Raw genomic sequence first — 11,367 nt, forward strand, 5'->3', positions numbered from 1 at the left:
TTACGATGCCAAGTCAACTTTAGATTTCATCTTGTGTTTTTTCAGATAGATCAATAACAAAGAAAGAGCAGCTGGTGTTACTCCTTGAATTCGGCTCGCCATGCCTAAACTAATTGGGCGAATTTGTTCAAGTTTGGCCGTGGCTTCATTAGATAATCCATGAATAGCTTGGTAATTGAAGTCAGTTGGAATAACAGTCGCTTCATTACGTTTTAATCGTTCAACATCGTCTTTTTGGCGATCTATATAACCCGCATATTTAATATCAATTTCTATCTGCTCACCTACAGTAGGATCTATGTCGGGAAGTTCAGCGGCTTGATGTAGTTTTTGATAATCTAACTCAGGTCGTTTGAGAATATCTAATAAATTGCTACTTTTGGTTAATGGTTGGGTTAGTAGGGTTTCTAGTTTTTGTCCGATGTCATTATTTAGAGTGACCTTAGTTTGTCTCATTAAATGTTTACGTTGCTCTATAGCTTCGCACTTTTCATTAAATGCACGCCATCGTTTCTCACCCACTAAACCCAGCTTATAACCAATTTCAGTTAAACGCTGATCGGCATTATCTTCTCTTAGTAATAGCCGATATTCTGCGCGACTAGTAAACATTCGGTAAGGCTCTTGAGTCCCATTAGTAACTAAATCATCGACCATAACCCCAAGGTAAGCTTGATCACGACGAGCTGTCCAAGGTTCTTTATCTAAGGCTTTTAGGGCAGCGTTGGTGCCCGCTAACAGACCTTGAGCACCTGCTTCTTCATAGCCTGTGGTGCCATTAATTTGGCCCGCAAAATACAACCCGCTAACCAGTTTAGTTTCTAGTGTGGGAAATAAATCCTGAGGATTGAAAAAATCATACTCTATGGCATAACCCGGTCGAACAATATGTGCATTTTCAAAGCCCACGATGGATTGCACAAAACTCAGTTGTACATCGAACGGCAAACTAGTAGAAATTCCATTGGGGTATAGCTCTATGCTTTGAAGACCCTCTGGTTCAACGAATATTTGATGACTATTTTTGTCAGCAAAGCGCATTATTTTATCTTCAATTGATGGACAGTAGCGTGGCCCTACACCCTCAATTACACCGGCATACAAGGGCGACCGATCTAAGCTATCGCGAATCATATTATGAGTATTGACGTTGGTGTGAGTAATATGACAAGGCACCTGACGTGGATGGTCAGCTAATTTACCAAGCATAGACATAACCGGTGTTGGATTGTCTCCAGGTTGTTCTTGCATCACACTAAAATCAACAGTTCGACGATCTATTCGAGGTGGTGTGCCAGTTTTTAACCGTTCGATATGAAAAGGCCTTTCTCTCAATCTTTGGGCTAACGCATTAGCTGGTGGATCACCGGCCCTTCCCCCTTGGCTTTGCTGCATACCGATATGGATAATGCCACCTAAAAAAGTACCAGTGGTCATCACTACCTGTTGAGCAAAAAACTTTAAACCCATATTAGTTTGAGCACCGATCACCTGGTCTTGCTCAATAATTAAATCATCAACTGATTGTTGAAATATAGACAAGTTAGGTTGATGCTCAAGTGTTTGCCGAATGGCATTGCGATATAAACCACGGTCAGTTTGGGCTCGAGTAGCTCTAACGGCTGGGCCTTTGCGAGAATTTAACACTCGAAATTGTATACCAGCTAAATCTGTGGCTCGTGCCATTGCTCCATCAAAAGCGTCGATTTCCCGCACTAGGTGACTCTTGCCAATGCCGCCAATAGCAGGGTTACAAGACATTTGGCCTAGAGTATCCATGTTATGTGTCAAAAGTAGTGTCTTTGCGCCTATGCGAGCGCTTGCCAAAGCAGCTTCTGTGCCAGCATGACCTCCTCCAACAATAATGACATCAAAACGTGAGGGAAAGTCCACGAGTTTTTCCTTTCGAAATTTATTCCTAGGTTTAGTTCGTTAGTATAACTTTTTTAAGGGCTGAATACATGTTCAATAATTTAGCTTGAATAGGATAAAGATTAGTTATTTATTCTTTAAAGAATTTATATATTTTATATTGTTATTACTGTTATTATTAAGCAGACCATATTTTATGTATAACTAAAAAAAAACTAATAAAAACAAACAACTAAAATGATGATAAGGCTGTTAACTAATACTGAGTCTAAGTCTAAAAAGTTGATTAGGTGCTGTGTATAACTAATGGGGTTATACACAAGAGGAAGTTATACACATCTTAGTGATGCATAGGCTCCCAACTTTTACACATATTTTAGGTGCTCTAATTGATAAATATTTATTTTTTGATGTTACAGACAACATCATTGTGAATACACTTGTGGATAGTGTGGATAACTTGAATAAAGGTATTCTATGCTAAGTACGTCTTTGATTTTGTCATGAGATTAGCAGGGTTTAGTGGAGTGAGTCTGGCCGTTAGTATCAAAGGTTAAGCTGATAAAACCTGCTTAAGTTGTGCGTAAATTAGTTAGAGAAGACTGTTCTTTATTTAATAAAAATTCATAAGAGGCAGAAAAATAGTCTAAAAACTTGGTCAAAACGTCTATAACTCATAAAAAACGGATTAAAAAAGATGAAAATGAGATTAATATGAGGTTCAAACCAGACTAAATACAGTAATTCTCAACTAAAAACGAAGTATTAGCCGATGAATTAAGGGTAAAAAAGGCCACCTTTTTTAACTATTTTAGCAATGATTTAAGACACGTGTACTCAACAAAAAACCATACATCCATATATCCAAACAGTTAAGACGCTGCATATTGAATGCGCATAAAAAAAGCCTAAATCACATGTTCGTGCATAGGCTTTGTTGATGACGCTTTAGAAAATATTTAGAGTCTTTGGTTAGGAAAAAATAGCCTTAAAGATGTAGAAAAAGATGATAGATAGGATCGCACCTGCAGGCAGCGTGATCACCCATGAGGTAAAGATGGTGGCGACAATGCGCAGATTGATCGCTGCTAAGCCACGGGCTAAGCCTACACCTAATACAGCTCCCACTAAGGTGTGCGTGGTTGATATGGGTAAACCAATACCAGAGGCAAGAACCACGGTTGCAGAAGCACCTAGGGTGGCTGCAAAGCCTCTGCTAGGAGTTAACTCTGTAATTTTGGTGCCGATCGTTGCCATAACCTTATACCCATAAGTAACCAAACCAACAACAATGCCCACACCACCTACTAAAAGTATCCATGCGGGCATACTAGATTTGGCGGTTACAGCACCAGATTTGATGGTAGCGATGGCTGCTGCCATCGGTCCCACGGCGTTGGCGACGTCATTAGAACCGTGGGCAAAGGCCATAGCACATGCGGTAAAGACCATTAACACTGCAAACACTTTTTCCACGTTAGCAAAGCGGTCTTCTGATTCAATCGCTTGGTTACGTTTGACGCGAGTTAACATTGCACCGCCAACAAGAGCAACAAGTAGACCAGCAGCAGCTGCAACTAAGCACATTTCAAAGTAGTTTAAGCTAAATCCAATGTCTTTAAATACATGTTTTAAGCCTTTGATTAAGGTCACCATGGTGATCATAAAGCCGACTATAAACATGTAAAAGGGTACATATTTTTTGGCATTTTCAAAAGGGTGTTCAGTATCTAAAATTAATCGTTGAACACTCTTAAACAACATATAGGAAACGGTGCCCGCTAACACAGGAGAAACAACCCAACTTGCGGCTATGGTGCTGACTTTACTCCAGTTAACAGCATCTACAGAAATAGCAACTGCGGCAAACCCAACGATGGCACCAACAATTGAGTGAGTTGTAGAGACGGGCCAACCTACGATAGATGCGATCAAAAGCCAAGTGCCAGCAGCCAGCAGAGCTGAAAGCATGCCATACACTAAATACTCCGGCGTACCTTGCAAAGTGAGTGGATCAATAATGCCTTTTCGGATAGTCGCTGTGACTTCACCACCTGCCAAATATGCACCTGCAAATTCAAAGATCATGGCTATAATAATGGCTTGTTTTAAGGTGATGGCTCCGGAACCTACAGAGGTTCCCATAGCGTTAGCCACATCATTGGCGCCGACGCCCCAGGCCATAAAAACGCCAAATATAATGGCTAATATAAGTAAAATCTGTCCGTATTCGTTTAAAACTTCCATGGTGTATTCTCGAAGCTATTTGAAGTGTGTTTGGGTTAAACTCTAAGTAATAATTTAGCGAGCAATAATGACTTGGATTTGTTCTCCAGCACTTTGTGCATGGTCAGCAAGGTGACCAATGGCTTCGATCGTTTTATACATAAACATGGCGTCTACAGGGGGAAAACTGGTTTCAATTTCATGCAGTTTCGAACGCAGCAAAATCTGTCGTTTATCATTTTTGTCTTCTGCTTTTTCTAACTTGGTAATACAGCGATTGATACGATCAATCTCACGACCACCAAAACCTGAGCCGATTAATTCATCAAGTTCATCAATAACGACTTTAGCCTCTATTGCGACGGCCACTGCAGACTTTACATAGGCGGCCATGTCTACGGCAATTTTTTTAGGTACGATTTGTTTTCGACCCAGCATAAGGCCGGCAATATCTTTGGCAGTGTTACAAATTTTATCTTGTTTGCTGAGAAGTTGAATCAGGTCTGAGCGGTTGATCGGCATGAATAAACTTTTTGGCAAATGCAGGCGAATATCTTGTTTCTGATCATCGGCATGGCTCTCAAATTTTGCAATGGCGTTATAGGTCTTCTCAACAGCATCCCAGTCTTCTTTGATGACTGCTTGAAAAAAAGGAACTAAAAGTTCGACGCACTGCAACACTGTTTGCATGTGGTTTTGTAGGGGTTTAATCGGTGAATGACCAAACAAACTCAGAATGGGATTTGCCATGTGAACTGCCTTTTCAATTGATAACTAAGCCTAATGTGAGCGCATTATAGGCATGCTTTGTTAAGACTATATAAAGATTTATGCTTTATTCAGGATTAATTAACATCTGACGCAAGTGGAATTTTAACCGAGAATGTAGACCCTTGATTTAACTTGCTTTTTAACTGCAAACTACCTTTATGACTTTGCACGATGTGTTTAACAATGGCAAGCCCAAGTCCGGTGCCCCCAAGTGATTGTGAACGCGCCTTGTCGACCCGATAAAAACGCTCAAAAATGCGTTCTTGATTAGCTTCGTCAATGCCAATTCCATCATCTTTTATCGACAGTAAGGTTGTACTTGCATCGACCTTAATGACCACATGAACGTGACCCATGGCAGGTGTGTATTTAATGGCATTGTCAATAAGGTTAGTTACCATTTGACCGAGGGCATTTTCATCACCGAGTAACATGATCGGTTGCCCTTTAGTATCAAGATCCAACATAACTTGATGGCTTTGTGCCACGGCTTGTAAATTAGCACACACCCTTTGAACTATTTGCTGAAGGTCAACCTGGGTATTAAAAGCCTCATCGTTGCTTTCTAATCGAGACAAGGCCAACAAGTCTGACACTAAATCTGATAAGCGAATAGACTGACCGTGAATCTTGCGAATAAAGCGTTGTTGAATTTGGCGTTCTATCGCCTCATCCTCTATTAATGTCTCAGCGAAACCACGGATGGCAGTAATAGGTGTTTTCAACTCATGCGAAGCGTTGGCCACAAAGTCAGCACGCATCTTGTCCATGCGTTGAAAATCTGTGGTGTCTTGCAGTACCAGTATTGCGCCGGCTTGATCGGAGTGTTTTAACAAGGTGACATGCAGGCGATAATGTCGAGCGAAGGTATAGCCGTCGAGTTGAATTGACTTTTCTACACTGGCTTGCTCTTGTTGGCACTGTATTAAAGCTTGATTGAGGTTGTTGGATGCATCCATGTCTTGTAAAGACTGACCTAAACAGCGTTCCTCACTGGTGCGTAACATGCGACAGGCGGCGCGATTAACGTGGGTAATTAAGCCTTTGTCGTTCACGGTAATTACCCCTTCATTCATGCTCTTAAGGATAGTCGACAGTTGGTCACGTTCAGTCTTTATAATGTTAAAGCGGTGGGCTGATATATCAGCCATTTTATTAAGAGAACGAGCTAATTCCCCAATCTCGTCTCGTCTGTGGCTAGGAATACGCAGTTGGTAGCGGCCTTGAGCATAGTTGTTTGCAATAATGGTCATTTGCCGCAACGGTCGAGCAAAACTCATAGCCAACCAATAACCAATAAATAAAGCAATTAAAGTGGTGAGACTCGCCGCAATAATGATAACTCTGCGCAAATAATTAATTTCCTCATCGATGCGCTCGGTGGAGAGGGCGGTGCGTATAAAGCCTAAATTAGAATGACTGTCTATGGCTTTTAAAGCCACATACAACATGGGTTTTTGCAATGTTGTGCTGTAGCGTCTCGATTCTCCAACCCTAGATTGGGTAGCAGAAATGATTTCAGGTCGGGAGAGGTGGTTGTCCATCTTATCAAACCTGAACTCAGAATCAGCCATCACCACACCATCTCTGGTTAGCAAGGTGACACGAGTTGCAATACGATCACCAATTTGTTGGACCATCTGTTGGATTTCATTTTGAGATTGGGTATCTATGTCGGCGAAGGATTGCTGCAAAATAAAGGCTTGGCTGGATAAATTGTTGCGAATATCTTCTAGGCTTGCCTGCTCTATTTGGCGCTGCACCATAAGGCCAACAATCAACATACTAAACAAAATGACTAGGGCAAAGCCAGCGTAGAGTTTTAAGAATATGGGTGAGTGGCGCATGCTACAAGACTTCGTTTAAAAGGGTTTCAGTAAAATTAGGATCACAACGGTAACCCACACCCCGTACGGTTTCGATCGCAGTTGAAGCTTTACCCAATTGCTTGCGCACACCACGAATATGCACATCAACATTACGATCCACAACCTCAGATTGCTCACCTAAAGCTGATAATATGAGTTGCTCCCGTGAAAACGCTCGGCCCGGTTGGGCCATTAATGTGTGTAACAATTTGAATTCGGTAGTGGTTAGTTTGAGTGTCTGTCCATTTAGATCACAAGTGTAAGCTTCTAGGTTGAGTGATAATGAACCTATTGAGAGCATTTTGGTGGACGGGGTTCGGCGTAATGCGACTTTAATCCTAGCCAACAGTTCGGCTTGGCTAAAAGGTTTAGTGATATAGTCATCTGCACCATGGGTAAGGCCACTTATAACATCCACTTCTTCACTGCGTGCTGACAACATAATAATAGGAATAAGCTGTGTTTTAAGATCTGCCTTTAAGCGCTCACAGACCTGCATACCGGAGAGCCCAGGAAGCATGATATCAAGCAATATTAAATCAGGAGTTTGCGTTTGAGCCAATTCTAAACCGTTAATGCCATCACTGGCTAAGGTCAGTTTATACCCAGCTCGCCTAAGGTTATAAGCGATAATCTCCTGGATATCAACTTCATCTTCGATGCATAAAATATGTTGAGTATTGGTCATAAGTTGTTATTTCCCGATACAAAATGACCCAAATATACGGCCCAATAAGTCATCACTAGTGAAACTACCAGTAATCTCGTTCAAGCATTCTTGGGCCAGACGTAGGTCCTCAGCTAGCAACTCGCCAGCCTGACTGTAAGCCAGTTGCGAGGACCCTTCCTGTAATAGAAGTTGACAACGTTGCAGCGCATCGATGTGGCGTCTCCTGGCGCTAAAGCCGCCCTCCAATGTCGTTTGGTAGCCAACTACTTGTTTGAGTTGACGTCTCAGTAAATCAAGGCCTTGGCCATCTTTCGCGCTCAAGTAAATACAGTCTACACCATCGACTTGAGTTAGTTGAGGGAGTCCTTCTGAGAGGTCTATTTTATTACGAACTAAAGTCAGTTGGCTAGGCATTGGTTGCGCACCCATTAACTTCTGCCAGTGGTCTTTGGGTTTGCGATGGTCTTGGGCTTCTTGTAATAATAACACCTGATCGGCCTGACTAATGGCTTCAATCGCACGTTCAATGCCAATCTGTTCTACCCTATCTGGACTGTTACGCAAACCAGCCGTATCAATAATGTGTAAGGGTAGGCCATCGATATTAATAGACTCTTTTAAAATATCTCGGGTGGTGCCGGCAATGTCTGTGACAATGGCTCGGTCTTGTCCCGCAAGGGCGTTAAGTAGGCTTGACTTGCCAGCATTGGGCGCCCCTGCAATCACGACTTGCATACCTTCTTGCAATAGGCTGCCTTGTTGGGCCCGCTCTAATAGTTGATCTAAGTCTGACTGCGCCTTAGCCAATAAGTTAGCGACCTTACCATCTGCTAAAAAGTCTATTTCTTCCTCGGGAAAATCGATCGCTGCCTCCACGTATAATCTTAGGTAGATTATATTTTCAACCAAAGTGTTAATTTGGCTAGAAAAGACCCCCTGTAATGAACGCAAGGCATTTCTAGCAGCTTGCTCTGAGCTAGCATCGATTAGGTCAGCAATGGACTCTGCTTGAGCTAAATCCATTTTGTCATTCAAAAAAGCGCGTTCTGAAAACTCTCCAGGTCTGGCAATACGTGCCCCTAAAAGAATGAGTTCACGTTGCAATAGGTCCATGACAATTTGGCCACCATGACCCTGAAACTCAAACACATCCTCACCCGTGAAAGAGTCTGGACCTTTGAAATAGAGGCTGATGCCAGCATCAATCTGTTCCCCGTGTGTGTCTAAAAAGGGTCCATAGTGGGCGTGGCGAATTTGACTTTGGTTGTGGCTTAGTTGCTGACCATAGGCAAGAGCCTGTGGACCCGATAAGCGAATAATACCCACGCCGCCTCTGCCTGGAGGAGTGGTCTGAGCACAAATAGTGTCTATATCTGATTGCATTGTGGTCGGGCCTCCAGTATTCAAAAGCAGCATTTAATATTTACAAAAAAGGCCTCTAGGGGAGGCCTTTTTTTGTTATTACGAGGGTGACGTTAATGCTTGCGCTCAGCCATTGACTTTTCAATGCGTTTGGTAATGATGTACTGTTGAGTGATCGACAATACGTTGTTGCAGACCCAGTACAAAACAAGGCCAGCAGGGAACCAGAGGAAGAAGACCGTAAACACGACGGGCAACATCTTCATTATTTTAGCCTGCATAGGGTCTGGAGGTGTTGGGTTAAGCATTTGTTGGATGAACATGGTAGCACCCATGAGTAAAGGCAACACAAAATATGGGTCTTGTACTGAAAGATCTTGAATCCAAAGAATAAAGGGTGCGTGCCTTAGCTCGACTGTTTCCATTAACATCCAATATAAACCAATAAAGACGGGCATCTGAATGATAATGGGAAAGCAACCACTTAAGGGATTTGCCTTTTCCCGCTTATAAAGCTCCATCATCCCTGCTGACATTTTTGCGCGGTCGTCACCAAACTGTTCTTTTAATTTAGCAATTTCAGGAGCTAATGCACGCATCTTGGCCATGGAACGATATGAAATGGCCGAGGGATAGAAAAAGAAGGCTTTGACGCATAAAGTGACCAGCAAGATGGCTGTTCCCCAGTTTCCAACAAAACCAAACATAGTATTCAAAAGCCAAAATAACGGTTGAGAAACCCACCATAGCCATCCGTAGTCAACGACAAGGTCTAGATTTTCCGATATCGCTTCAAGATCCGCCTGTATCTTGGGGCCCGCGTAAAAATCAGCTGATGTGGAGCCAGACTGTCCAGCTTGTAGCTCCAATGCCGGACTAACAAAACCGGCGATATAGTTATTTTTGCTGACTCGGGTACTGTAGTTGTGTTGTTGCTCTGGATTAGGCACCCATGCACTAACAAAGTAGTGCTGCAACATACCAACCCATCCCCCTGGAGCACTGCGTTGCAGATTAAGGTCGTCCATGTCATCAAAATCGTAGCGGTAATATTTATCGTCTGGGAATGAAAATGCGGGTCCTAAGTAAGCTGACATGCCCATACCACCGGAGGCACTCGGATCGCTAGAACGGTCACGTTTAATTTGACCAAACAGGTTAGCTGACCAAGGCTGGTTGCCACGGTTATCAACGGCATAAGTTAGATTGACTAAATGACTGCCTCGGGCAAAGGTATAAATCTTGTTGATTACTGCACCATTATCATCAGTGAGGCTCAGTACAATCTGTAATTCCTGCTGGCCATCTTCGAGTTGGTATGATGATTGGGCTGCACTAAATATGGGACGTGATTTAATGTCAGTACCATTGACGCCAATAAGTCCACTTTGGGCTACGTAAGTGCGCTTTTGATTTTGTTCTAAGAGGGTGAAAAGTACATCTGGGTGATCCATTTCTGCTAAGTATTGAACTAGAGAAGCTTGGATGATGTCGCCACCTTGGGTATCAATAACGACTTCTAAAGTGTCAGTTTTAACCTCGATAAGGTTACCACTAGTCGCGTTATCTGTTTGTGTAACTGACACTGCTGTGTCACCACTAGGGGGGGTAGCCACTGCAAAGTCTGTACTAACCGGTGCTACATCATAGGCAGAAACACTGGTGACTTGTTGAGGAGCAAGGGCTTCGGTACCATAATCTTGGTTCCACTGAAGTACCATCAAGTAAGAGATGATGGCGACACCCGCGATTAGAATAATGCGTTGAAAATCCATAGAAACAAATCGTCATTAGTTGTATTGTAAAGGAGATTGATTATAGTGCTTGTTTGACTATTGGCAATGGCCAGTCAGTGCATGAGGACGAAAACTAGCCACTTTGGGCAGTTTTTTTACGTAATCTTGCCCATTGCTTAATAATTAGCCGATGAACTGCGTCATTATCGAGTTCACCTAAACCTTTTCTGGACAAGATAACAATGTCTAAAGGAAGGGAAAATTCGTTGGTTTGAGTGCAAAGAGTCCGAAAGCTGTCCCTGACAATGCGCTTTATACGATTGCGGTGCACTGCAAGCTTGATGCCTTTTTTGGCAATCACCAAGCCAATGCGAGAATGAGCGTGTAAACTGGTTCGTGCTAGTATCAGTATGTGTTGATCTGAGACCTTGAAATCGGCTTGATCAAACACTCTTCGAAAATCCCCAGCATTCAACAGGCGCCGTTGCCGGGAAAAATCGAGTTCAGACATACGTTAAGCAGGTGAAAGTCGCTTACGCGCTTAGGCTCTTGCGGCCTTTGGCACGGCGAGCATTGATAATGGCCCGACCACCTGGAGTTGACATACGTGCACGGAAACCGTGAGTGCGCTTGCGCTTTAAGACGCTAGGTTGAAACGTTCTTTTCATGATCGGTCTCGCAAAAATAATTAGTTGCCAAAGGTTTGGCGATGAAAATCTAGGGACGAAATTATATTAGAGGAAAAATCTAATAGCAAGCCTGATTTACTGTTTAGGCTATAAAATTATCCGATAGGTGTAATTTACTTTGACTAAGCCTAAAAGTTAGGACTTATATTGCCTTACTGCGGTTTTGCCTGTGG

9 protein-coding genes are annotated in these 11,367 nt (G+C 42.7%); all 9 read right to left on the bottom strand.

The annotated features are described in order from the left end of the window. Nucleotides 1–1,893, bottom strand: coding sequence for a tRNA uridine-5-carboxymethylaminomethyl(34) synthesis enzyme MnmG (gene mnmG / locus ABXT59_RS13965; protein WP_443636845.1), 1,893 nt, complete (start codon nt 1,891–1,893; stop codon nt 1–3). 951 nt (nt 1,894–2,844) lie between these two features. Further along, nucleotides 2,845–4,119 (bottom strand): inorganic phosphate transporter, encoded by a 1,275-nt coding sequence (locus ABXT59_RS13970; RefSeq protein WP_443636846.1) that lies wholly within the window; start codon nt 4,117–4,119, stop codon nt 2,845–2,847. 54 nt (nt 4,120–4,173) lie between these two features. Next, nucleotides 4,174–4,848, bottom strand: coding sequence for a TIGR00153 family protein (locus ABXT59_RS13975; RefSeq protein WP_443636848.1), 675 nt, complete (start codon nt 4,846–4,848; stop codon nt 4,174–4,176). 95 nt (nt 4,849–4,943) lie between these two features. Continuing rightward, a complete protein-coding gene (locus tag ABXT59_RS13980) occupies nt 4,944–6,716 on the bottom strand; it encodes an ATP-binding protein (protein WP_443636849.1) in 1,773 nt (590 codons plus the stop codon). A 1-nt stretch (nt 6,717) separates the two neighbouring features. Next, nucleotides 6,718–7,425 carry a response regulator gene (locus tag ABXT59_RS13985; RefSeq protein WP_443636850.1) on the bottom strand — a complete coding sequence of 236 codons (708 nt, stop codon included), beginning with the start codon at nt 7,423–7,425 and terminating at the stop codon, nt 6,718–6,720. Nucleotides 7,426–7,431: 6 nt separating this feature from the next. After that, on the bottom strand, nt 7,432–8,790 hold the full coding sequence (mnmE, locus tag ABXT59_RS13990; RefSeq protein WP_443636851.1) for a tRNA uridine-5-carboxymethylaminomethyl(34) synthesis GTPase MnmE: 1,359 nt from the start codon (nt 8,788–8,790) through the stop codon (nt 7,432–7,434). A gap of 92 nt (nt 8,791–8,882) precedes the next feature. Further along, nucleotides 8,883–10,544, bottom strand: a complete 1,662-nt coding sequence (gene yidC, locus ABXT59_RS13995) for a membrane protein insertase YidC (protein WP_443636852.1) — start codon at nt 10,542–10,544, stop codon at nt 8,883–8,885. Between the two features lie 94 nt (nt 10,545–10,638). After that, nucleotides 10,639–11,016, bottom strand: a complete 378-nt coding sequence (rnpA, locus tag ABXT59_RS14000) for a ribonuclease P protein component (RefSeq protein WP_443636853.1) — start codon at nt 11,014–11,016, stop codon at nt 10,639–10,641. A gap of 22 nt (nt 11,017–11,038) precedes the next feature. After that, on the bottom strand, nt 11,039–11,173 hold the full coding sequence (gene rpmH, locus ABXT59_RS14005; RefSeq protein ID WP_443636855.1) for a 50S ribosomal protein L34: 135 nt from the start codon (nt 11,171–11,173) through the stop codon (nt 11,039–11,041). Nucleotides 11,174–11,367 lie beyond the last annotated feature (194 nt).

It is taken from the genome of Candidatus Njordibacter sp. Uisw_058 (genome assembly GCF_047730065.1).
In the GTDB taxonomy this organism is placed as follows: Bacteria; Pseudomonadota; Gammaproteobacteria; order Pseudomonadales; family Balneatricaceae; genus Njordibacter.

What these genes read in the sequence shown, in the direction of transcription:
- ABXT59_RS13970 (WP_443636846.1), bottom strand. Translation starts at nt 4,119, where the DNA reads ATGGAAGTTTTAAACGAATACGGACAGATTTTACTTATATTAGCCATT.
- ABXT59_RS13975 (WP_443636848.1), bottom strand. Translation starts at nt 4,848, where the DNA reads ATGGCAAATCCCATTCTGAGTTTGTTTGGTCATTCACCGATTAAACCC.
- ABXT59_RS13980 (WP_443636849.1), bottom strand. Translation starts at nt 6,716, where the DNA reads ATGCGCCACTCACCCATATTCTTAAAACTCTACGCTGGCTTTGCCCTA.
- ABXT59_RS13985 (WP_443636850.1), bottom strand. Translation starts at nt 7,425, where the DNA reads ATGACCAATACTCAACATATTTTATGCATCGAAGATGAAGTTGATATC.
- mnmE (WP_443636851.1), bottom strand. Translation starts at nt 8,790, where the DNA reads ATGCAATCAGATATAGACACTATTTGTGCTCAGACCACTCCTCCAGGC.
- yidC (WP_443636852.1), bottom strand. Translation starts at nt 10,544, where the DNA reads ATGGATTTTCAACGCATTATTCTAATCGCGGGTGTCGCCATCATCTCT.
- rnpA (WP_443636853.1), bottom strand. Translation starts at nt 11,016, where the DNA reads ATGTCTGAACTCGATTTTTCCCGGCAACGGCGCCTGTTGAATGCTGGG.
- rpmH (WP_443636855.1), bottom strand. Translation starts at nt 11,173, where the DNA reads ATGAAAAGAACGTTTCAACCTAGCGTCTTAAAGCGCAAGCGCACTCAC.